This window comes from Candidatus Poriferisocius sp., assembly GCF_965219815.1.
Taxonomy (GTDB): Bacteria; Actinomycetota; Acidimicrobiia; order Acidimicrobiales; family Bin134; genus Poriferisocius.
Genome location: NZ_OZ244791.1, coordinates 2,932,649 through 2,953,031, shown reverse-complemented (window position 1 = coordinate 2,953,031; position 20,383 = coordinate 2,932,649). Strand labels below are relative to the sequence as shown.

Annotated in this window: 22 protein-coding genes; 12 read left to right on the top strand and 10 right to left on the bottom strand. The window is 63.0% G+C overall.

Annotated features, from left to right (window positions below):
• Positions 1–56 precede the first annotated feature (56 nt).
• A complete protein-coding gene (locus ACOQPI_RS14195) occupies positions 57–464 on the bottom strand; it encodes a nuclear transport factor 2 family protein (RefSeq protein ID WP_419845974.1) in 408 nt (135 codons plus the stop codon).
• A 4-nt stretch (positions 465–468) separates the two neighbouring features.
• Positions 469–1,281, bottom strand: a complete 813-nt coding sequence (locus ACOQPI_RS14190; RefSeq protein ID WP_420620275.1) for an SDR family NAD(P)-dependent oxidoreductase — start codon at positions 1,279–1,281, stop codon at positions 469–471.
• A gap of 286 nt (positions 1,282–1,567) precedes the next feature.
• Between ACOQPI_RS14190 and ACOQPI_RS14185 the strand changes: the two genes are divergently transcribed.
• Genes ACOQPI_RS14185 through ACOQPI_RS14170 form a run of 4 tightly spaced genes read left to right on the top strand, consistent with a single transcriptional unit; the run spans position 1,568 to position 4,935 of the window.
• Positions 1,568–1,801, top strand: a complete 234-nt coding sequence (locus ACOQPI_RS14185; RefSeq protein WP_420620274.1) for an OB-fold domain-containing protein — start codon at positions 1,568–1,570, stop codon at positions 1,799–1,801.
• The gene (locus ACOQPI_RS14180) at positions 1,798–2,949 is read left to right on the top strand and encodes a thiolase family protein (RefSeq protein ID WP_420620273.1); all 1,152 of its coding nucleotides are present in this window, start codon (positions 1,798–1,800) and stop codon (positions 2,947–2,949) included. Before ACOQPI_RS14185 ends, ACOQPI_RS14180 begins: the two co-directional genes overlap by 4 nt.
• Positions 2,950–2,953: 4 nt before the next feature.
• Positions 2,954–4,180: a cytochrome P450 gene (locus tag ACOQPI_RS14175; RefSeq protein WP_420620272.1), complete on the top strand. Its 1,227-nt coding sequence runs from the start codon at positions 2,954–2,956 to the stop codon at positions 4,178–4,180.
• Positions 4,177–4,935 carry an SDR family NAD(P)-dependent oxidoreductase gene (locus ACOQPI_RS14170; RefSeq protein WP_420620271.1) on the top strand — a complete coding sequence of 253 codons (759 nt, stop codon included), beginning with the start codon at positions 4,177–4,179 and terminating at the stop codon, positions 4,933–4,935. The genes ACOQPI_RS14175 and ACOQPI_RS14170 overlap by 4 nt, the downstream gene beginning before the upstream one ends.
• On the opposite strand, the gene ACOQPI_RS14165 is transcribed toward ACOQPI_RS14170, so the two are convergent.
• From ACOQPI_RS14165 to ACOQPI_RS14155, 3 genes are read right to left on the bottom strand one after another with little or no spacing between them, the layout of a single operon-like run.
• Complete coding sequence (locus ACOQPI_RS14165; RefSeq protein WP_420620270.1) at positions 4,932–5,702, bottom strand: SDR family NAD(P)-dependent oxidoreductase; 771 nt, start codon at positions 5,700–5,702, stop codon at positions 4,932–4,934. The genes ACOQPI_RS14170 and ACOQPI_RS14165 overlap by 4 nt on opposite strands.
• 3 nt (positions 5,703–5,705) lie before the next feature.
• The gene (locus ACOQPI_RS14160) at positions 5,706–6,503 is read right to left on the bottom strand and encodes a CoA-transferase subunit beta (RefSeq protein WP_420620269.1); all 798 of its coding nucleotides are present in this window, start codon (positions 6,501–6,503) and stop codon (positions 5,706–5,708) included.
• The gene (locus ACOQPI_RS14155) at positions 6,500–7,369 is read right to left on the bottom strand and encodes a CoA transferase subunit A (protein WP_420620268.1); all 870 of its coding nucleotides are present in this window, start codon (positions 7,367–7,369) and stop codon (positions 6,500–6,502) included. Before ACOQPI_RS14155 ends, ACOQPI_RS14160 begins: the two co-directional genes overlap by 4 nt.
• 67 nt (positions 7,370–7,436) lie before the next feature.
• Here ACOQPI_RS14155 and ACOQPI_RS14150 point away from each other — a divergent pair, with 67 nt between their 5' ends.
• A complete protein-coding gene (locus ACOQPI_RS14150) occupies positions 7,437–8,660 on the top strand; it encodes a cytochrome P450 (RefSeq protein WP_420620267.1) in 1,224 nt (407 codons plus the stop codon).
• Here ACOQPI_RS14150 and ACOQPI_RS14145 read toward each other — a convergent pair.
• Both ACOQPI_RS14145 and ACOQPI_RS14140 read right to left on the bottom strand, forming a co-directional pair.
• A complete protein-coding gene (locus tag ACOQPI_RS14145) occupies positions 8,657–10,270 on the bottom strand; it encodes an AMP-binding protein (RefSeq protein WP_420620266.1) in 1,614 nt (537 codons plus the stop codon). The genes ACOQPI_RS14150 and ACOQPI_RS14145 overlap by 4 nt on opposite strands.
• 11 nt (positions 10,271–10,281) lie before the next feature.
• A complete protein-coding gene (locus ACOQPI_RS14140; protein WP_420620265.1) occupies positions 10,282–11,064 on the bottom strand; it encodes a class II aldolase/adducin family protein in 783 nt (260 codons plus the stop codon).
• Between the two features lie 64 nt (positions 11,065–11,128).
• On the opposite strand from ACOQPI_RS14140, the gene ACOQPI_RS14135 reads away from it, so the two are divergent.
• Positions 11,129–11,713: a VOC family protein gene (locus tag ACOQPI_RS14135; protein WP_420620264.1), complete on the top strand. Its 585-nt coding sequence runs from the start codon at positions 11,129–11,131 to the stop codon at positions 11,711–11,713.
• A 4-nt stretch (positions 11,714–11,717) separates the two neighbouring features.
• Here the strand turns inward: ACOQPI_RS14135 and ACOQPI_RS14130 are convergent, their stop codons facing one another.
• Positions 11,718–13,358: a class I adenylate-forming enzyme family protein gene (locus ACOQPI_RS14130; RefSeq protein WP_420620263.1), complete on the bottom strand. Its 1,641-nt coding sequence runs from the start codon at positions 13,356–13,358 to the stop codon at positions 11,718–11,720.
• 101 nt (positions 13,359–13,459) lie between these two features.
• On the opposite strand from ACOQPI_RS14130, the gene ACOQPI_RS14125 reads away from it, so the two are divergent.
• The 5 genes from ACOQPI_RS14125 to ACOQPI_RS14105 all read left to right on the top strand — a co-directional run bounded on the left by ACOQPI_RS14125 (position 13,460) and on the right by ACOQPI_RS14105 (position 18,206).
• A complete protein-coding gene (locus ACOQPI_RS14125) occupies positions 13,460–14,608 on the top strand; it encodes an ATP-binding protein (RefSeq protein WP_420620262.1) in 1,149 nt (382 codons plus the stop codon).
• A gap of 358 nt (positions 14,609–14,966) precedes the next feature.
• The gene (locus ACOQPI_RS14120) at positions 14,967–16,037 is read left to right on the top strand and encodes a DNA cytosine methyltransferase (RefSeq protein WP_420620261.1); all 1,071 of its coding nucleotides are present in this window, start codon (positions 14,967–14,969) and stop codon (positions 16,035–16,037) included.
• Between the two features lie 100 nt (positions 16,038–16,137).
• Entirely contained in the window at positions 16,138–17,010 is an 873-nt protein-coding gene (locus ACOQPI_RS14115; RefSeq protein WP_420620260.1) for a NaeI family type II restriction endonuclease, read from the top strand.
• A 140-nt stretch (positions 17,011–17,150) separates the two neighbouring features.
• The gene (locus ACOQPI_RS14110; RefSeq protein WP_420620259.1) at positions 17,151–17,855 is read left to right on the top strand and encodes a S1 family peptidase; all 705 of its coding nucleotides are present in this window, start codon (positions 17,151–17,153) and stop codon (positions 17,853–17,855) included.
• A gap of 126 nt (positions 17,856–17,981) precedes the next feature.
• The gene (locus ACOQPI_RS14105) at positions 17,982–18,206 is read left to right on the top strand and encodes a ribbon-helix-helix protein, CopG family (RefSeq protein WP_420620258.1); all 225 of its coding nucleotides are present in this window, start codon (positions 17,982–17,984) and stop codon (positions 18,204–18,206) included.
• A gap of 91 nt (positions 18,207–18,297) precedes the next feature.
• On the opposite strand, the gene ACOQPI_RS14100 is transcribed toward ACOQPI_RS14105, so the two are convergent.
• Positions 18,298–19,152, bottom strand: coding sequence for a DNA-methyltransferase (locus tag ACOQPI_RS14100; protein WP_420620257.1), 855 nt, complete (start codon positions 19,150–19,152; stop codon positions 18,298–18,300).
• Positions 19,153–19,337: 185 nt separating this feature from the next.
• Here ACOQPI_RS14100 and ACOQPI_RS14095 point away from each other — a divergent pair, with 185 nt between their 5' ends.
• Entirely contained in the window at positions 19,338–19,535 is a 198-nt protein-coding gene (locus tag ACOQPI_RS14095; protein WP_420620256.1) for a hypothetical protein, read from the top strand.
• 13 nt (positions 19,536–19,548) lie between these two features.
• Here the strand turns inward: ACOQPI_RS14095 and ACOQPI_RS14090 are convergent, their stop codons facing one another.
• On the bottom strand, positions 19,549–20,373 hold the full coding sequence (locus ACOQPI_RS14090; protein WP_420620255.1) for a class I SAM-dependent methyltransferase: 825 nt from the start codon (positions 20,371–20,373) through the stop codon (positions 19,549–19,551).
• Between the last annotated feature and the right edge of the window lie 10 nt (positions 20,374–20,383).

Below are 20,383 nucleotides of genomic sequence, written 5' to 3'. Positions count from 1 at the left end.
CGGCTCCTTTCTAGAGACCGGTACCGATGTTCATGGCCGCTTATGGCCGACCGTGCCTAGTAGGGCAGGTCAAGAGCCAAGAAGCGCTTTTGGATCTTCCAGTCGTCGCCCACCTGCACGCAGTCATCGGTGTACACGCCGCTGGAGAGGACGCTTAGCTGGCCGTTCTCCACGGTGATGAGCACCAGATAGCTGATGGCGGTGATGGAGTCCTCGGTCTCGTTCTCGAAGTAGAGGTTGGTCACCACGTGGCGCCGCTGGTCGGTCTGCTCTTCCATCGCCCCGCTGAATAGCCCGGCGATGGCTTCCGACCCCTCAAAGGTGATCGGGTCGCCGCCGGCGATGGTCATCGCGAACACCGGATTGTCGGGGGCGAACATCCCGATGAGGAAGTCGCTGTCGCCCACGTCGTAGGCCACTCCCGCGTGGTTCAAAAGCTCGGTTACCGCTTGCTTGTCTGCCATTGGATTACTCCATTCCCAGTTGCTCTACCGTGCCTCGCCATGCAAGCGAGCCACCGTCGATCAAAATGTACGCGCCGTTGATGAAGCCGGCCTCTCGGCTGGCCAAGAAGCACACCAGCTCGCCCACCTCCGACGGCAGTCCCAAGCGGGGGATGAGCGAGGTGTTGATGAGCGCCTTCTCGAACGCCGCGGGGTCGTCGGCCTGCTTCACGAAGTCGGTGACCATGTCGGTGGCGATGGCGGTGGGGCCATAGCAATTGACCCTGATCCCCAGCGGGGCCAAATCCACCGCCAGGTTCTGGGTTTGCAGCCGGATACCGCCCTTGGAGGTGCCGTAGGCCGCGTTGTTCGGATAGGCCGACTGGGCGCCGGTGGAGGCCGCGTTGACGATCGATGGCCAGTCGCTCTCTTTGAGGTAGGGGAGGGCGGCCTTTGAGCAGATCCACGGGGCGACGGCGTTGACCTCCACCACCTTCCTGAACACATCGAGGGACATCTGCTCCAAATTGCACTGGTCGGCGGGGGCTAACCCGCTCTCGTGGATGCCGGCGTTGTTGTGCAGCACGTCGATGCCGCCGAGAGCCTCGGCAGCGGCCGCCATCAGCGCTTCAACCTGGCCGGTATCGGTCACATCGCAGTGCTGGTAGGCCGCAGTGCCCCCAGATGCGTTGATCTCGTCGGCGACCGCCTGACCCTGCTCGTCGTTGAGGTCGGACACCATCACTTTGGCGCCCTTGCTGGCCGCCACCCGGGCGGTGGCTGCTCCGATTCCGGTCGCCGATCCGGTGATGACGAATCGCAGTCCTTCGATGCCCATTTATGCCCCCTTGTGCGAGATACGGCCCGCAGCGTAGGCGGCTGGGTTGGTGGCTGTAAAACGATGGCCCGACACAGGAGGCGAATGCAGGGTGGAAGATGTCTGTTGGTACATTTGGCCGGTGCCTACCGTGTCTACAACCCCGCCAGAGCGAGCGGGGTCTGACCCTCGGCCCGAACTGGTGCTCAGTGATGGCCAGGTGGAGTTGGCGGGAAGCCGTTGCCGAGAATGCCGCCATCCCATGATCACGTCGCCGCCCCGATGCCCAGTTTGTGGCCAAGTCTCAATGGAGGCGGCCACCTTCGGCCCGAAGGGCACAGTATTCAGCTCGACGGTGCTCAGGATTCCTGTGCCGGGACGCACTCCGCCGTTCACATTGGCCTATGTAGATGTGGATGACGGCCCCCGCATTCTTGCCCATGTGGTGGGCCCCGACGAGGCGCTGATTCCCGGCAGCCGAGTAGTGCTCTCGGGTTGGAATGGTCACGGCGACCCGGTGGTTCAGAGGTCCGGGCCATGACTGGTCGGAGCACAGCCATTTGGGGGGTGGGGACCTCGGCATTCGGCAAGCAGGCCTCTCTGGGCGGTCCCCGGTTGGCGTGGCAGGCCACCACGGAAGCGCTCGACGACGCAGGATTGAAGGCCGCTGACATTGAGGCGGTGTATGCCGGATCGGTGTTCGGCGATCCAGGCACTGTTACCCGCAGCCTCCAGCAGATAGGCATAGTGGAGGTTCCGGTGATCACCATCGAGAACGCCTGTGCCAGCGGCACCTCAGCGTTTCATGAAGCCCGCATGGCGGTGGATACTGGCCGCTTCGAGCGAGTATTGGCCTTTGGCATCGAGACCATGACATCCCACTTCGAAGGGGCCATCAGCCCCATTGCCTCCGACCCCGACGGGGCCCAGGGTTATGCCATGCCCAGCATCTACGGCATGTCGGCCACCCGGTATCAGCACGAATTCGGGGTAACCAACGAGCAGATGGCTGCGGTAGCGGTGAAGAACCGCCGCCACGCGGTGGGCAATCCCCGGGCGCAGCATCGCAAGACGGTCACTGTTCAGCAGGTGTTGGGCAGCCGCATGGTGGCCGACCCGATCACTCTTTTCCAGTGCTGCTCCATCGCCGATGCCGCGGCGGCTGTGGTGGTGGGTCCGCTGGGCGGCTCTGGTGAGCCGGCTCAGGAGGTGGCCATCCGCTCCAGCGCACTGCGCTCAGGCCGGCTGTGGGACCACACCACCGACAGAGTGTGGGGTTGGGACATCGTGGCCGATACGGCGGCCCGGGCTTATGAAGAGGCAGGGGTGGGCGTGGGCGATGTCGATGTGTTCGAAGTTCACGATGCCTTCACCATCGGCGAGATCATCACCACCGAGGCGTTGGGACTGTGCGAACTGGGCGGGGGTGGACGGCTGGTGGAATCAGGCCACACTTCGCTGGGCGGCCCTCAGCCGGTGAATCCTTCCGGTGGGCTGCTGTCTCGCGGCCACCCGCTGGGGGCCACCGGTCTGGCCCAGATTGCCGAGATCGCCTGGCAGCTTCGCGGCATGGCCGCCGACCGCCAAGTGCCCGGGGCACGTATCGGCGCGGTGGAGACTATGGGCGGCGGCACCGCGGGGATCGACGGCAACGCCTGCGTGGTGACCGTGCTGGAGCAGGTGGGCTGACTCGATGAGCGACCGGCAGACTTTGGCCATCGACGATGAGGTCCTGTCGGCCGAGCGGATCGCCGACCCCCACTCGTATTTCGCTATCTTGCGCGAGCACGACCCGGTTCACTGGAATGAGCAGTACCGGGCGTGGTTCATCCACCGCTACGACGACGTGCTCGACGCCCTGCGGGACCCCCGCTTCTCCTCGGAGCGCATCGGCGCGGCCTACGACCGTCTGACCGACGAGCAGAAGGCCCAGCGCCAGCCCACTTACGACATCTTGATGGACTGGCTGGTGTTCCGGGATCCCCCCGACCACACGCGGCTGCGGCGGCTGGTGAGCCGGGCCTTCACCCCTCGAGCGGTGGAGGCTTGGCGGGATCGAATCAACGGAGTGGTCGACGAGCTGATCGACGGCTTATCCGACAAGGAGCACTTCGATCTGATCGAGGACTTCGCCTATCCGATCCCCGCGGTGGTCATCGCCGAGATGATGGGAGTGCCCGCCGAAGACCGCGACCGGTTCAAGGACTGGTCCGACGATGTGATGATCCTGGTGTTTGGCGCCCGCGGCGTGGGGGACCGTCGGGCCCGGGCCCAGCAGGGACTCATCGAGTTGGCCGCCTACTTGGGCGATCTGGTGGCCCACTACCGCCAGCACCCGGCTGACAACATCATCTCCAATCTGGTGGAGGCCTCCGAAGGTGACGACAGCCTGGAAGACCCCGAGATTGTGGCCAATTGCGTGCTGTTCCTCTTCGGGGGCCACGAGACCACCACAAACCTGATCGGCAACGGCATTCGGGTGCTGCTCAACCATCCCGACCAGCTTGATCGCCTGCGCCGCGATCCGGGGCTGGTCAAGCCCGCGGTGGAGGAGATCCTGCGATTCGACGGGCCGTCCAAGATGGAGGTCCGCACTCTGGCCGACAAGGTGGAGATGGGGGGCAAAACCCTTCCCGCGGGCGACATGGTCTATCTGGTGCAGCACGCCGCCAACCGCGACCCCGAGGCGTTCGACGAGCCCGATCAGTTCGATATCACCCGCGACCCCAACAACCACATCGGCTTCGGCTTTGGGCTGCACTTCTGCCTGGGAGCTTCAGTGGCCCGCCTGGAGGGCACCATCGCCTTGGAGGCCCTCGTCCGGCGACTGCCCAATCTTGAGTTGGGCCCCGAGCCCGAGGTGTGGGTTCCCACCATGTTGAGTCGGGGATTGGAGCACTTGCCGGTGAGCCTCACATGAGCGCGGCGCGGCCTCTGGATGGTCTAGGGGCGGTGGTTACCGGCGCCACTGGCGACATCGGCGGGGCCATAGCTCGGGTGCTGGCCGACCAGGGGGCCCGAGTCGGGCTAGTGGCCCGCCGGGCCGAGCGGCTGGAGGAGTTGGCCACCGAGATGCGTCATGGCGGCGCGGAAGTCTCTGTCTCCCCTTGCGATGTGACCGATACCGACGCAGTGTCGGACGCGGCCGAGACTGTCAGCGAAGCAATCGGCCCCATAGACATCCTCATCAACAACGCAGGCGGCGCTCGGTTCACCGCTCCGGTGCTCGACATCAACGAACCGGGCTGGTCCAAGACGGTGGCCCTCAACCTGACCGCGCCGTTCTTGGTCTCCCAGGCGTTCGGCCGCTCGATGATCGAGCGGGGCCAGGGCAGCATCGTCAACGTGGGCTCGCTGTCGGGGTTGCGCCACCTGCCCGGTATGGCGGCCTATTCGGCGGCCAAGGGCGGCCTGTTCCAGCAGACCAAGGCGCTGGCCCGGGAGTGGGCCCCCCACGGTGTGCGGGTGAACGCAGTGGCCCCCGGCTTCGTTGACACCAGCGGCTGGGACAGCTACGACAAGGACGCCGTGGTGGCCGAGGCCGGCATCGGCATTCCGCTGGGCCGCTGGGCCACCGCCGAGGAAGTGGCATTGCCGGTGGCCTTCCTGGCCTCTCCGGCCGCGTCCTACATCACCGGCGCAGTACTGGTGATCGACGGAGGAATGCTGGCCTAATTGCTGGTGAGGCGCAGGCCGGCGTCGAGCCGCACCACTTCGCCGTTGAGGAACACGTTCTCCATGAAGTGGACGACGAGGTTTCCAACATCGGCAGGGGTGCCCAGTCGGTGGGGGAAAACGTTGTCTTCCACCAGCTTGGCGATGAACTCCTCGTTGAGGGTGGCCAGCATGGGAGTGTCCATGGTGCCTGGGGCGATGGTCATCACCCGGATGCCCCACACCGCCAGATCGCGGGCCATGGGCAGGGTCAGGCCGATCACTCCGGCCTTCGACGATCCATAGGCCGACTGGCCCACCTGGCCCTCGTAACCCGCGATGGAGGCGATGTTCACGATGAGGCCCCGCTCGCCGTCTTCGTTGGGCTCGTTGGCCGACATGGCTGAAACCGCATGGCGGGCCACGTCGAACAGCCCGATCAGATTCACCTCGATGTGCTGGCGGAAGTGGTCCAAGGAGTTGGGGGTGCCGTCGCGGGAGACCACGCGTTGCCCAGAACTGATCCCCGCGCAACTCACCAGCAGATCGACCCGGCCAAACATCTCTTTGGCCGCGGCCACGGCCTGCCCGACATCATCAGAGTCAGTGACATTGACGGGGACGAAGGCCACCGCGTCGCCCATGTCATTGGCCATGGCCTCCCCGGCCGAGGAGGGCAGGTCCAAGATCACTGCTCGCCCGCCTTTGTCCACCAGCGTGCGAACCACCCCAGCGCCCAGACCGGAGGCCCCGCCAGTTACCAAGGCAACAGACCCAGATACCTGCATGGCTCAGAACTCTCGGAGGCGGGCGCTGGTCGGGTCCACCTCGGTGCGCAGGATGTGCAACTCCTCAGCGGTGGGCTCCGCCGTGGTGGGAATATCACCGTCGGGCATCAGCACCTCGAAGCCGGTGGCCTCCTGCACCTGCTCAGCAGTCACGCCGGGGTGCAGCGATGCCAGCCGCATCCGCTTGCTGGAAGGCTCGAAGTCGAACACGCACAGGTTGGTTATGCACAACTGCGGTCCGCCGGGCATGCCCATGCGCTCGCGGTGGTCGCCGCCGTCGCCCCAGCCGATGCCGGAGCGAAAGTGGAGCTGGTCTACGAAGGTGCGGGGGTCGTGGGTGGACGACCACAGGTAGATGCGGGGGATCATGGCCCCGAGATCGGCCATGCCGCCGCCGCCGGGCAAGCGCACCTTGGGGGCGTCGTAGGGGCCGATAACCGTGTTGTTCACGTTGCCATAGGCGTCCATCTGCGCGCCCCGGAAGGCAAAGGTGTTGTAGCGGGCCCCCTGGGCGTAGCTCCAGAAGTCGAACGGGGAGTTGCTCAGCATGGAGGCCCCGCCCCACAGCGAGTCCGACAGGGTGGAGTCGCCGATCTCATCGGGGTCGGCGTCGACGGCAATGGAACTGGCGGCCCATACCAACTCGGGGGCGTGGGTGCGTCGAGCCAGCAGATAGCCGCACACCGGGATAAACGACACCGCGCCGTTGAATGCCCGGGTGTCGTTGGACATGGCCCGGGAAAATGCCACCACCATCAACTCGTCGATGGTGCAGTCGTAGCTAGGTACTGGCGTGCTCATGCTGAGGCCCCTGTCGCCACGCTGTTGACGGCCAGGAAGTCTTCCCAGGTCTCTGGTCCTGCCACTCGTTCCTGGAAGAACCGGGTGAACGTCTCCCGGTCGCGGGTCGCCTGGGCATATTCCATGAAGAACCCGGAGTCATGGCCGTACTCCGGGAAGCACGAGCAGGGGTAGGTGCCCAAGGGGGCCGGGGCCACCGTGTCGATCATGAACCGCGGGTATGTGGTGCGCTCCGGTTCGGCGGTGAACGCCGCGGTGTCCACTACCCGCTCTACCGACGCCACGGTGCGGTTGGCGGCGTTCACGATCTCGTTGTCCATCCACACCAGCTTGGGATTCACCCGGGTGGTGCCCCGTTCGTCGGCCTCGTGGGCGTGGACTAGGGCCACATCCACCGGCAGTCGGGTGCAGGCCACGTAGTGCTCGCCGGTGGGGCCGTCCTTCTCCTCCCGCACCGCGCCGCTCTCGGCGTGCAGGCCCAGCACGTCGGTGCCCAGTCCGGCCTTGGTGGGCATGAACGGCAGGTTGTAGCTCTGGGCCTGGAGTCGGCAGATCAGAAGGTGCTCGCTGTACTCCTCGATGGCCACCTGGCCCGACTGCACCGCCGCTCGGAAGTTGGGGGCCAGGCCCAGGCCCTCGAAGCTGACCAGCCCGGACATCACTCGGCGCACACAGCCCCCGGCCACCAGCCAGTCCACCGCCATGCCGGCCACAATGGCCACCAAGTCGAGGTCTTTCTTCTGCTGGCGCACCAGCTCGCGCACCAGGGCCATGGGGGCGCTGTTCATCGACAGGCCGCCGATGGCCACGGTGGCGCCGTCGGGGATCGACGCTGCCGCCTCTTCCAGTGTCGTGACTTTGCTCATGAGATCTTCCGCTTCCCCCTGACTGGCCATTCTTGAAGTTCTTGCAGCCCGCCGTACTATACGGCCCATGACTGATGCCCCAGACATCCTCTCGCCTGAGTACGACGCCGACCCCTACCCGTTCTACAAGGTGCTGCGCGACGAGTTTCCCGTGATGTGGCACGAGGGCACCCAGGCCTTCGTGATCAGCCGCTACGAGGATGTGGCCGGGGCGTTTCGCAACCCTCAAATCTCCAGCCGCAACTACGAGTGGCAGACCGAGCCGGTGCACGGGCGCACCATCTTGCAGATGGAGGGCAAGGAGCACTCGTCGTACCGGGGCATCGTGAACCCGATCTTCCGGGGCAGCTACCTGGAGCAGAGTATCGTGCCGGCTATCACCAAGGCGGCCCGCCAGCAGATCGGCGAGTTCCTAGCCGACGGCGAGGTGGACCTGTGCAAGCGGTTCAGCACCTACTACCCGATCGGCGTGATCGTGCAGCTCCTCGACCTCCCCATGGAGGACGTGCCCCAGTTCTACGAGTGGTACACGATGATCATGGACTTCGTGTCCAACATCACCGGCGACGAGGAGAAGAACCGGCGGGGCATGGCCGCCCGGGTGGAGATGGGGGAGTACCTCATGCCCAAGATCGCCGAGCGGCGGGCCAATCCCGGCGACGACCTGCTCACCGCCATGGTGACCAAGCAGTTCGACGGCGTGCAGATGAGCGACGACGACATCCGCGGCTTTTGCAGCCTGCTGCTGACCGCCGGGGGAGAGACCACCGAGAAGGCCATCACCTTGACCATGCGGAATCTGCTGGACAATCCCGAGCAGATGGCTGAGGTGCGGGCCGACCGCCAGCTCATCGGCCCGGCCTTCGCCGAGACGCTGCGGTTCACCGGGCCGGTGCAGATGATCATGCGCCACACCGATGAGGATGTGGAGTTCTCCGGAGGCACGGTGGCCGCGGGCCACACCCTGGAGTTGCTGCTGGGTGCGGCCAACCGGGACCCGGAGGCCTTCGACGAGCCCGACCGGTTCAACATCCACCGCTCCGACATGGAGTTCGACAAGGCGTTCACCGCGGCGGCCGACCACACCGCGTTCGCCCTGGGCCGCCACTTCTGCGTGGGATCGATGCTGGCCCGGGCCGAGCTGACCGTGGCTATGGACGCCCTGCTCGACGCCATGGACGACATCGCCTATGCCGACGGCTACGAGCAGGTGGAGACCGGGGTCTATACCCGGGGATTGACCTCGCTGCCGCTGACGTTCACGCCGAATCCGAATTTTGTTGCTGGCTAGCGGGGGACGACGTACCCGGCTTCGTCGCGGTCCCAGGTGTCTGAAGTGATGCCCTCCTCGCGGAGCTTGAATTTTTGTACCCGCTCGGAGGGGGTCTTGGGTAGGTCGTCGCACCAGCGGACGAACCGGGGGACGGCGAAATGGGCCATACGGGGGACGCAGAAGTCGAGCAGCTCGGTCTCGGAGAGCTGGTGGTCGGGCTTGAGCACCACCACGGCCATTACCTCTTCTTCGCCCAGTTCGGAGGGAACGCCGATCACCGCAGACTCCAGCACGGCGTCGCAGGTGTTGAGCACCGCCTCAACCTCATAGGAGGAGATGTTTTCGCCTCGGCGGCGCACGCAGTCCTTCATGCGGTCGATGAAAGTGAGGTAGCCGTCTTCATCTAGTCGCCCCCGGTCGCCGGTGTGGAACCACAGATTGCGGAAGGTCTTTACCGTGACGTCGGGCATGTCGAAGTAGCTGTCGATCATGATGTGGGGCTTCTTGGGCCGCACCACGATCTCGCCGGCGGTGTTGGGGGGCACCGGGCGGTCTTCAGGATCCACCACCGCCACGTGGTACAGGGCCGATTCCCGGCCGGCGGTGCCGATCTTGCGCATGCCCCGGCGGTTCTCGGTGGTGATGGCCACTTCGGTCATGCCGTACACCTCGCTGAGATGCACCCCGAAGCGCTCCTCGAACGGCTCCCAGATCTCGATCGGGCAGGGGGCGCCGAAGCCGTTTCGCACCGGGTTGTCGGCGTCGTCGGCCCTCTCGGGCTGCTTCCACAGCATCATCAGCAGCCCGCCCTGGTAGTTGAAGGCGGTGATGCCGTCGGCCCGGCAGCGGTCCCAGAATCGGCTGGCCGAGAACCGCCGGTCCATGATGAGCCGGGCGTCAGCCTCCATGGCGCACATCACGCTGGTGTACTTGGCGTTGATGTGGAACAGCGGGAAGGCGGTGTAGAGCACGTCATCGGCGTCGTAGCCCACCAGGTCGACAGTGTGGCGGGCCAGGTTGAGGTTGGCCTCGTGGCACAGCATCACGCCCTTGGACGGGCCGGTGGTGCCCGAGGTGTACAGGATCACCGCGGTGTCCCGGTAGTCCACATCGGGTTCGGAAGCGGGGGAGTCTAGGTACAAGTCGGCCAGTTCGTGGACGGTGACGTGGCTGGGGAAATCCGGGGTGCCGGTGTCTTCTGTTCCCTCGGCCCAGTTGACCACAACGTGCTCGAGGCCGGGGAGGCTCGGGGCCGCCTCGGCGATGCGGTCGAGGTAGTCGGCGTCGCACACCACCGCCGAGGAGCGCGACTGGCTGATCAGGTACTCCAGCAGGTGGCCCCGGTAGGCCTGGTTGATGGGCACCTCCACAACCCCGGCCTTGTTCATGGCGAACCAGGCGTCGATGCACTCCAGTGAGTTCTGCATCATCAGGCAGGCCCGATCCCCTGGTCCCAGCCCAAGAGAGGCGTAACCAGCGGCGAGCCGGCCGGAGTCGAGGTGGACCCCGGCGTAGGTCTTGTCCCGCCCCTCCACGGTGAGGGCCAGCCGGTCGGTGTTGGCTTCGGCCTTGTGGCGGATCCACGCTCCGATGGTGCGCGGTGTGGCTGTGCTGGAAGTCGTGCTCATGGCTGGTCCCGCTAGTTCAGCACCTCGGGGGCCTCGCGCAGCAACCGCCGCACCGCCCCCTCCCAGAAGTACCTCACCGTCATGTGGTGGCTGTTGACCGCGGCCTTCAGGGTGGGGCGCTGGTCGGGGGGCACCGGCACCGGGATTTGGCCGGCCTGCATGGCGTCGTAGTTGAGGCGGCACACCCGCTCGAAGTTGGAGGCCCGGTAGACGGCCTGCTCGGTGGTCTCACCGGCGATGAGCACCCCGTGGTTGGCCAGGATCACCGCGGTGGCGCTGCCCACTGCGTCGGCCATCTCTTGGCCTCCGGCGGCGTTGTCGACCCCGCCGGTGTAGGTGCCGAACAGGGCGATGTCGCCGTCGAACATGCAGGCCTGCTGGTCGGTGATCTCCGGCAGCTTGTGCATGGTGGAGAGCAGGCTGCCGTAGTAGGGGTGGTTGTGGATCACCACTCGGGCGTCAGGGCGGGCCCGGTGCATCTCGGTGTGGATGAACACCGCCGGGGTGACGTCCCAGCGGCCCTCCAGCACCTCGCCGTCGGCATCGATCATCAAGATGTCAGAGGCAGTGACCTCGTTCCACCACAGTCCGTAGGGGGTACACCACATGGAGCCGTCGTCGGCGTCGTCTCTCACCACGGTGATGTGCCCGGCCACATCCAGGGCGTATCCCTCCGCGTCGAGGATGCGGGCGGCGCAGGCGATCTTCTGCGGCACAGTGAGCGGCTGGTCGAGTCCGGGCATCACTCGGGGAAATCCGCTTTGTCCGGCGATGGCTTCGTCTAGCTTGCCCATTCCCTGCTAGATAGCACACTTGGGAGCTTCCCAAAGAATGTGAGAGCACCGGGAGGGGCGAGCCATGGGCTGGAGAACGATGGGCGAGGCCGGATATCCGGCTGGTTTGGACGCGAATCCGTCGGTGTCGCCGCGCATTCAGCGCTGGGATCACATCGGGATCGCGGTGCGTTCCATTGAGGCCGCGGTGCCGCTGTTTCGGGACGTCTTCGGCGGGCAGTTCGTAATGGGGGGCGACGACTTGCCACTGGACATCCGCACCGCCATGTTCAAGCTGCCCGACACCGTCAAGGTGGAGCTGCTGGAGCCCCTGAACGAGCAGAGCTACCTGCACCGCTTCATCGAGAAGCATGGGGAGGGGTTCCACCACGTGACCATCTTCGTGGAAGACGTAGAGGCCACCATCGAAGACTTGGAGGCCGCTGGCTATGAGGTGGTGGACACAGAGCTGCGCGAGCCGCACTGGCGGGAGACCTATGTGCGGCCCAGATCAGGGCACGGCTGCCTTTTCCAGATCGTGGACTCGACTATCGACTGGCTGGAGCCCCATCCGCACTGCACGGTGGAGGATGTGATCGCCGGCAAGTGGCGCTGGTGGAGGAGCCAAATCTGGCACGTCGACCAACTGCCCGACGGCTATACCGAGTAGAGAGCTACAGCCCCAGTTCGGCTTGGAGTTTGTCGGCGAGGCGGAATTTTTGGATTTTGGTGGCGGACATGGGCCACTCGTTGGGGGCCACAAATTGGACGTGGCGGGGGATTTTGAAGCTGGCGATCTGGCCTCGGCAGAACTCGATCAGCTCGTCCTCGCTGGCCTCGGCCCCGGGCTTGAGTTCCACGAAGGCGGCGGGAATCTCGGAGTACTTCTCGTCGGGCAGGGCAACCACCTGGGCGATGGCCACCGCTGGATGGGTTTGGAGGTAGCTCTCGATCTCCACCGCGGCCACGTTCTCGCCGCCCACCTTGAGCATGTCCTTGGTGCGGCCCAGATAGCTGATGCGCCCGTCGGGATCGAGTGAGCCGATGTCGCCGGTGAAGAACCAGCCCTCGTCGTCGAAGCACTCGGTGTTCTTCTCCGGGTCTTTGTGGTACCCCTCGAACACGTTGTAGCCCCGCACCCAGATCTCACCTGCTTGGTGGGGCTCGGTGAGCGTTTCTCTCGTCTCGAGGTCTTTGATCTTGACCTCGATGCCTCGGAATGGGCGGCCCGACGACACCGCCCAGGTCTCAGGTGGGTCATCGGGGCCGGAGAAGGCCACCACGCCGCCGCACTCGGTGAGGCCGTAGGCGTTCATGTGGCGGGCCCAGGGGAGTAGGGCGTGGATGGCCCGCAGGGCGTCGGGGGGCGCCACATTGTTCACCAGCCGGATGCGCTGGAACTCGTCAGAGTCCCAGTCGGGGTGGTTGATCATGGCCTGGGTGACCGGCGGGAAGGTGGAGAAGCACACGGTGGCTTTCTCGTCGCGCATCTGGGCGATGGCCTGGGCTGGGTCGAAGTGGGTGATGGTGACGTAGGACGATCCCGCGTCGAGGCAGCCGATGAGCGGCAGGATCGAGCTCATGTGGAACAAGGGAAGCGGATCCCAGAACACGTCGGTGTCGGTCAGCTCGAACCGGGTTCGACAGGCGGTCACTGCGGTACGCACCAGCGATTCGTGATTCAGGGGGCAGCCCTTGGGCTCCGCCGTGGTCCCCGAGGTGTAGATCATCAGGGCCTCATCTCGAATAGCCACCTGGCTGCGGAGCAACTCCACCTCGTCGTCGGCGGCCTGCTCAGCCAGTGCCTCGAATGCCCCTCGGTCCACCATCCCGGCGGGGGAGGTGCTGCCCAACAGCACCACTGCCTTGAGTTCAGGGGCGACATCGAGATCGAGATTGGCCGGGTCGGGCGCCTCGGCCAAGCCGGGCAGGCAGTCGTGCAGTATCACCACATAGTCGGTGAACTGGTCGATGATGTCGCTGGTCACCAGCACCTTCAGGTCGGCGTTTTCGGTGACATAGGCCAGCTCCCGCCCCTTGAAGCGGGCATTGATGGGAACCGGAACGGCACCGATGAGGGATGCGCCGAACATCACCTCGATGAAGTCCATGCAGTTGGGCATGAGAATCCCCACCCGGTCCTGAGGCCGAACCCCCAGCCCCAACAGCGACCGAGCCGACCGCCGGGCGGCCTCCTCCAGCGACGCAAAGCTGTGCCGCGTGTCCGGGAATACCACCGCATCTTGATCCCCGTACAGCGCCGATCCCCGCACCACCAGATCGCCATACGTGGTCACATCAACCCAAGTACTCATCCCCGTAGCTTCGCGCACCGATCCAGTGGTTTGCCCTGCCGTGAGCCAGTGGGATCGAAAAATGTATAGGTACTTGTCAAAAATCGGCTATTTTTGTCGTAATGGTGTACAGAAGATTGCTACCAGTGCCCGAACGGAGTTTCTTTCTGTTTGGAGTGCGAGGGGTTGGCAAGAGCACCTGGGTGCGCATGATGCTCCCCGATGCAACGCGCTTCGACCTGCTTGACGAGGCGCTGTTCACCGATCTGATAGGCAATCCAGCCCTGTTCGGGAACCTCCTGTCTGGCATCAAGCCAAGCGAATGGGTGGTGGTAGACGAAGTGCAGCGCATTCCCGCCCTGCTGAACGAGGTCCACCGGCAGATTGAAGAACGGGGAGTGCGGTTCGCCCTGCTGGGTTCCAGTGCCCGCAAGCTCAAGACTGCCGGCACGAACCTGCTTGCCGGGCGGGCAGCTCGCAAAGCCATGTATCCGCTCACCCCCGCGGAACTGGGCGACGATTTTGATCTGGGCAACCTTCTGCGGTTCGGCACGATTCCGCTGGTATGGGCGGCCGAAGACCGACGCGAGGTGTTGGAGAGCTACACCCAGCTCTATCTCCGAGAGGAAATCCGAGCCGAAGCCGCGGTTCGAAACCTGCCCGGTTTTGTGAGGTTCCTGCCGGTGGCCGCGCTGATGCATGCCCAAACGGTCAATGTGTCCAGCCTGGCCCGAGACACCGGAGTAGCTCGCCCCACGGTGGCGGGATATCTGGAAGTGCTAGAGGACACACTGCTCGCCACCCGGCTAGAGGCGTTCGAGGCCAAGCTCCGGGTTCGTGAGAGAAAGCGCCCCAAGCTCTACTGGGTTGATCCCGGACTAGTGAGGGCGGTCAAACGCCAACTCGGCCCGGTTGCCGCCGAGGAACGCGGCGCTCTGCTGGAGGGGTGGGTATATGGATTGCTCAGGGCCCACAATGAGACCCAGCAGGTGTTTGACGCCATCGCCTATTGGTCCCCAGTCGAGTCCGACGCCGAGGTCGACTTCGTGCTCACCCGCGACAACGAGCATCTCGCCCTCGAGGTCAAGGCCGCAGCGACCTACAACACCAGCATGCTCAAAGGCCTCCGAGCCATCGACGGCCTGCCCGGCCTAGCCCGCCGCATCCTCATCTACACCGGCACCCACGAATTCCAAACCGAAGACGGCATCCACGTCTGGCCCCTCGATCACTTCCACAAGGCTCTGGCCGAAGATGAGCTGTGGGGTTGAACGGGCTGACGCGGCTGCCTGGTGATGTTCTGATACAACAAAGATATGGATCTGGCAATTGGCGATCTTGACGACTCTGTTGTCCAGCGTCTTCGTGAGCAGGCAACAGATGGGGGGTTGACGCTGGAGCAGCATGTGCGCCGAGAATTGATTCGGATAGCGTCGCGCCTCTCTCCAGACGAATTAGTCCAAAACTTCACTCCCATGAGTCAAATGGAGTTCGAAGCAGCCCGCGAGCGCCTGCGAGGGCAATCTGGCTGATCTGAACCCTGGGCAAGTGTCACTCGTCTCTTGATAATGACATAAGTGTGAGTTGAGATCGCACTACCGTCTACATCAAGGAAGCGAGGGACCGAGGATGTCCAGAATCATCCGCTCGATCGACCTATTCGCGGGAGCAGGTGGCCTTTCGCTGGGGTTCGACTTGGCCAACGATGAGCTCGACGGCATGAGGTTTGAGCCGGTCTTTGCAGTAGAGCATGACCCCGCTGCCGCGCTGACCTACAAGACCAACTTCGGTGTCGGTGTGTACGACGGCGACATCGAAGGGTTTGACCCGATCACCTACCCAGAAGCGGAGCTGATCGTCGGCGGGCCTCCCTGCCAGGGGTTTTCCCCGCTCGGACGTGACCGAGATGACGAGTCTCGCTCTCAGCTGAATGCGCTCTGGGAGCACTATCTGGCTGCGGTGGAGCGAGTAGAGCCGTTGGCCTTTGCCATCGAAAACGTCCCTGAGTTCCAAAAGTCAGCGGAGTTCGCAGAGCTGTGCCGTCGGCTGTCTTCCCACCCGCTACTGCGCGAGTACAACTACAGCTATGGAGTGCTGAACGCGGTTGACTACGGGGTGCCACAGAGCAGGCGCCGGGGCATCTTTGTGGCAGTTCGGGGCAAGGAGGTTCCCTGGCCTCCGCCCCCTACACATGGAGACGGCCCAATCGGCCAGGAGCCGGTCCAGACAGTGCGCAATGCGATTGAAGACCTTCCGCCGAAGCCGACAACCGATCAGCCAGCCATGAAGGACGGGTTTCAGGACTTACACATCCGCCGAAACCCACGGCCCACCTCCCTAGAGCGGTACCAGGCGATACCCGAGGGCGGCAACCGATTCGACCTCCAGCGGGCCCGACCTGATCTGACCCCTGCGTGCTGGGCCAACAAGCCAACGGGCACGACCGACGTCATGGGCCGGCTGTGGTGGGATCGGCCTAGCTTCACGATCCGCACCGAGTTCTATAAGCCTGAGAAGGGCCGCTACCTGCACCCCAGCGAAGACCGCCCGATCACTCACCGTGAAGCGGCTCGACTCCAGACTTTCCCAGACTCTTTCATCTTCGAAGGCACCAAGATCGAGATCGCCCGCCAGATCGGCAACGCCGTCCCACCGCTTCTCGGAAAGGCGATCGCCATTCACATCGCCAAGCTGCTCTAGGAGATGGGTCGGGGGTTGACGATAAACGCATTGTTCAGTAAGACATCGCCCGGTGACCCAGACACGCGACCCTGAGCTAGACGCAGTAGCCGAGGTACTCATGGGCATCCGGGACTTTGAGGGCCGGGTGGCCATCGTTCTGCGAGACACGCTCGATCAGCTCTACGACGGCCAGCGCACTGGCCGGTACAAGTGGGATCAACTTCACAAGACGGAAAAGACTCACTGCGGAACCCTGGTCGAGATCAACATGCAGCGGGAGTTCAAGTTCGCCGATGGTGACAAGCTCGACTACAAGATCGCCGATATCGAAGTGGACTGCAAGTACTCCCAGAGGCTCGGCGGTTGGATGATCCCCGTAGAGGCCCGAGGCGAAGTGTGCATGGTGATCTGGGCTGACGATGGCAAGTCGGTCTGGACAATGGGGTTGGTTAGAGCCCTTAAGGAGATGCTCACGAAGGGAGGAAACAGGGACAGGAAAGCCAGCCTGAGCCAAGCCGGAATGTCAACAGTGCGCTGGCTCTTCCAGGAGAGCGAACTCCCACCGAACGTCCTCCTCCAGATTCCAGAATCTGATGTCGACCACATCATGGAACCGAGGTCTGGGGCTGAGAGGGTCCGACGCCTCTTCCGCACTGTGCAGGGTCAGCGGATAGGACGTGGTGTTGTCGCCACCGTCGCCCAGCAGGCCGACTATATGAAACGAATCCGCGGCAACGGCGGTGCCCGCAGCCAACTTCGAGAAGAGGGCATCATCATCCTGGGCCAGTCCGAAGCCCATCGCGAGATCGCCCGCGGACTTGGGCTCCCTGTGCCAGGTAAGGGCGAGTCAGTGAGCGCTCGTGTCTTCCCAGCAAAGCCAAGAAGTCCGGGATCAGTTTCGATTGGAAGCACTTGGTGGCGTGTGGCTAGCTCTCAAGAGCCGGTGTCTCTCGCTCCAGCCCTACCAGTTCAGAGAAGAGAAATCGGTTAGCTTCAGAAGGAAATTTGGGATCCAATATGCCCGACTAGACAAGTAACAGTCTGTGTGTCTTGAATGCACTATTTCATCTGAAGTTTGAGAAAGCTGCTACAAGCGAGCCAGGGTAAGAGCACTAGAGAGAGGAAGAGACGATGTCATATGTACCTCGGGCTGAGCACTATGCAGCGTGTGGGCAAATCCGGGTTGAGAACACAAACTGGTCAGAATGCCTTGGTGCTTGTATTTTGATTCCCCGTGATACAGGTTTGTGGGCCGTTACAGCAAGTCATGTTGTAAAGAATATAAGACGGTCAGACCTGGTGGTGATGCATTCAAGTAGTGAAGCAATCCTGACTCGGCGGGTAATTGAGAGAAGTGAAATTCAAACCAAACCAGAGCATGATCTGGTTGCCTTTCTTTTGGAGGGACCCGATAGGGATGTTCCCGTGCCGTTGTTTTCTTCGGATAAAGTTGTATTTGGCCAAGAAGTCTATTTGTTGGGATATCCGAATTTGCCCTTACCGAACTCTGAAGATTATATTCGCGACGTATGGTACGGGCCGGTGCTGAAGTCCGGCCCCACAAGTGGAATCTTCAAATCTGGCCCAGATGATGACACTTTTTGGCTTGTTGGAGCTCAATGCAATAGGGGCTTCTCTGGTGGTCCCGTATGTGCGTTCACCACCGGGGACAATAAATCTCGAGTGATAGGTATGACTCTTGCAATGACATCCGATGAGAAGGAGCGCAGGATGCCTGGAGATTATGCACTTCAACCAGTATCAGAAGACGCGGGATTTACGTGGGCTTTGGATATAGGACACATTATCGACCTTTTCGCTGCATATGACAACTGACTTGTGTGGGGTTGTATGTTGATCCAGGCTGTGTCGGTTCCGGCGCTTCCCCCGTGTCGCGATACCGGTGGCGCAAGTTGGGTCGGCGGCAGGAGAGATGCCGGTGGCATTGGTATGTTGACTTTCGTGAAGCGCACCACGGTGAATTTGTCTGATGAGACTGACGCACGGCTTCGTCATGAGGCGCAGCGGCGTGGCATCACGATTTCCGAATTGACTCGGGAGGCCATTCAGGCGCATTTGGGTGTCCAGAGAACTCTTGGCGCCGCCGCTGCTGGTTGGGGCGGGCGTCGCGACGTTTCGGAGCGAATTGAGGAGATTCTGGCCAACGAGGTTGCGCCATTGCCCTGATCGTCGATGCAGGTCCGCACGACGCCTACATCGGTGCCGAGGACTACCAACCCCACTTTCTGGGCATCGCGGTCAGGTGAAGAGTGCAGCCCTATGCCTTGTCAAGCAACGCCTCGCAGCCGACGAGCTCAGGATTGGTGGGGGCTAGGCGGTTGATCATGACTTTGATGGCTTCGGGGTTGTTGTCGATTAGGAGGTAGTCGCGGTTGTGGTTGGCGGCGGCTTCGCCGAGGGTGCCGCTGCCGGCGAAGAAGTCGAGTAAGAGGTCGCCGGGATTTGAGTGGACCTTCACGAGGCGCTCGAGGACGCCGAGGGGCTTTTGGGTGGCGTAGCCGGTTTTCTCTTTGCCGTTAGGGCTGACGATGGTGTGCCACCAGACATCGGTAGGGGTCTTGCCCCGGGCGGCCTTTTCTTTGCCGACCAGGCCGGGGGCCATGTACGGGATCCTGTCCATCTCCTCGTAGCAGAACGTGTAGTCGTCGGGATCCTTGGCGTACCAAAGGATGCTGTCGTGCTTGGCCGACCACTTTTTCTTCGAGCGGGCCCCGTAGTCGTAGGCCCAGATGATCTCGTTCATGAACGAGTCCCGGCCGAAGATCTGGTCGAGCAGCACCTTGCAGTAGTGGACTTCTCGGTAGTCGATGTGGAGGAAGAAGCTGCCGGTAGCGGCCAGCACCCGGTGGGCCTCTTCGAATCGGGGAGCGAGGAAGCCCAGGTAGTCGTCGAAAACGTCCTCAAAGCCCGACTTGCCGAGGTGGATCGTCTGGTAGCGGCGTCCAGCGAAGCCGGTCCGGTCGCCATTGGCCTCATCGTGCACCGCCTTGATCCGGTCGCGCTCCTGGCGCTTGCCGGTATTGAACGGCGGATCAACGTAGATGAGGTCGACGCTGCCGTCGGGCAAGCCCTGCAACACCGGAAGGTTGTCGCCGAAGACGATTTTGCCCATCTCTTCCAATCCTAGTGGTCCGACTGCGAACTTCTCGGTATATTGAAAATAACTGAAATTAATTGAATCCACAGTGATGTCCACATATACACAGGAGCGGCGAAAGATAGAGTGGCCATCTCACACGAGGGCTCAATGCCAGAGCTCACGATCGCTTTGGTGGCCTAGTTGGAGAGGAGCAGCCGATGCACGAGTTTCGGGTCCATGTTGAGACTGACGAGGAGGGGTCGAGCTGGTGGTGCGAGGACGGCTGCGGTTTTGTTGCGGTCGCTGACACATTGCCTCAGCTGGAGTCCTTGATCCATGAATGGGCTGAGGATGAGGGCATCGCGGAATTCAAGATGGTGATGCCGGACGTGCAGGCAGAGGTTGCGGGTTTCTAGGAATTGAACGGGACTACCAGGGTGATGGTCTGAAGCGGAGTCCTAGGAGTACGGGGATTTCGTCTTGGAGGGTGGGCGGGATGAAGAAGTCGGTGTGTCGGGTGGGGGTTTCTTCTAGTGCGCTCTTGGTGACCTCGGTGAAACCGTCCACCACCAGGCCTGCGTCAAAGGCGAGATTCAGCTCATGGGAGATGGAGCGATGGAAGTTGAGCTGCTTTTGGGGCTGACCGGGCATTCCTTCGACTTCTTGGGCCAACGGGGTGAGGTAGTGGGAGATGATGATTCCTTCTCGTTGTTCTCCGCTCGCCAACTCTCCTTCGACTCTGAATTGCAGGTTGCTGGGGTTCTTGAACACTGGGTGCATCGTGATCACTACTGCTACTCCGTGAGGTTTCAGGCAGTGGGCGATGGCGGAGAAGAGGTCTTCGCTGGCCGGGATGTCCATGAGCGCCATCGTGCACGTCACAAAATCGAAAGAGTCCGGCTCGACGTGCTCGGCGATGTCGGCTAGCGGGAAGCAGAGCCACTCCACATCGGCGCTGCCGTCGTACTTGTCGGCCAGGGAGAGGAAGGTCTTCGACCGGTCGGCGCCGGTGACCTGGGCTCCGAGCTCGACGAGCTGGCGGGTCAGGACGCCACTGCCGCAGCAGAGGTCGATTCCTCGTTTGCCCTGGATTTCGCCCAGCAGGTTGAGGGTGGTAGGCAGCACCAGGTTCCGGTGCCAGTCATTGCCCGCATCCCCGTGGCGGCTGTCGTAATGGTGGGCTAATGCGTCCCAATCGTCCTTTGCCCGCTGGTCATGCGCGGCGGCTTGGGGTTGATCGTTGCCTGTGGGCACGGGTGACAGG

Bases quoted from the DNA above. Each gene is read 5' to 3' on its own strand.
- ACOQPI_RS14195 (WP_419845974.1), bottom strand. From the start codon at position 464: ATGGCAGACAAGCAAGCGGTAACCGAGCTTTTGAACCACGCGGGAGTG.
- ACOQPI_RS14190 (WP_420620275.1), bottom strand. From the start codon at position 1,281: ATGGGCATCGAAGGACTGCGATTCGTCATCACCGGATCGGCGACCGGA.
- ACOQPI_RS14185 (WP_420620274.1), top strand. From the start codon at position 1,568: ATGGAGGCGGCCACCTTCGGCCCGAAGGGCACAGTATTCAGCTCGACG.
- ACOQPI_RS14180 (WP_420620273.1), top strand. From the start codon at position 1,798: ATGACTGGTCGGAGCACAGCCATTTGGGGGGTGGGGACCTCGGCATTC.
- ACOQPI_RS14175 (WP_420620272.1), top strand. From the start codon at position 2,954: ATGAGCGACCGGCAGACTTTGGCCATCGACGATGAGGTCCTGTCGGCC.
- ACOQPI_RS14170 (WP_420620271.1), top strand. From the start codon at position 4,177: ATGAGCGCGGCGCGGCCTCTGGATGGTCTAGGGGCGGTGGTTACCGGC.
- ACOQPI_RS14165 (WP_420620270.1), bottom strand. From the start codon at position 5,702: ATGCAGGTATCTGGGTCTGTTGCCTTGGTAACTGGCGGGGCCTCCGGT.
- ACOQPI_RS14160 (WP_420620269.1), bottom strand. From the start codon at position 6,503: ATGAGCACGCCAGTACCTAGCTACGACTGCACCATCGACGAGTTGATG.
- ACOQPI_RS14155 (WP_420620268.1), bottom strand. From the start codon at position 7,369: ATGAGCAAAGTCACGACACTGGAAGAGGCGGCAGCGTCGATCCCCGAC.
- ACOQPI_RS14150 (WP_420620267.1), top strand. From the start codon at position 7,437: ATGACTGATGCCCCAGACATCCTCTCGCCTGAGTACGACGCCGACCCC.
- ACOQPI_RS14145 (WP_420620266.1), bottom strand. From the start codon at position 10,270: ATGAGCACGACTTCCAGCACAGCCACACCGCGCACCATCGGAGCGTGG.
- ACOQPI_RS14140 (WP_420620265.1), bottom strand. From the start codon at position 11,064: ATGGGCAAGCTAGACGAAGCCATCGCCGGACAAAGCGGATTTCCCCGA.
- ACOQPI_RS14135 (WP_420620264.1), top strand. From the start codon at position 11,129: ATGGGCTGGAGAACGATGGGCGAGGCCGGATATCCGGCTGGTTTGGAC.
- ACOQPI_RS14130 (WP_420620263.1), bottom strand. From the start codon at position 13,358: ATGAGTACTTGGGTTGATGTGACCACGTATGGCGATCTGGTGGTGCGG.
- ACOQPI_RS14125 (WP_420620262.1), top strand. From the start codon at position 13,460: ATGGTGTACAGAAGATTGCTACCAGTGCCCGAACGGAGTTTCTTTCTG.
- ACOQPI_RS14120 (WP_420620261.1), top strand. From the start codon at position 14,967: ATGTCCAGAATCATCCGCTCGATCGACCTATTCGCGGGAGCAGGTGGC.
- ACOQPI_RS14115 (WP_420620260.1), top strand. From the start codon at position 16,138: ATGGGCATCCGGGACTTTGAGGGCCGGGTGGCCATCGTTCTGCGAGAC.
- ACOQPI_RS14110 (WP_420620259.1), top strand. From the start codon at position 17,151: ATGTCATATGTACCTCGGGCTGAGCACTATGCAGCGTGTGGGCAAATC.
- ACOQPI_RS14100 (WP_420620257.1), bottom strand. From the start codon at position 19,152: ATGGGCAAAATCGTCTTCGGCGACAACCTTCCGGTGTTGCAGGGCTTG.
- ACOQPI_RS14095 (WP_420620256.1), top strand. From the start codon at position 19,338: ATGCACGAGTTTCGGGTCCATGTTGAGACTGACGAGGAGGGGTCGAGC.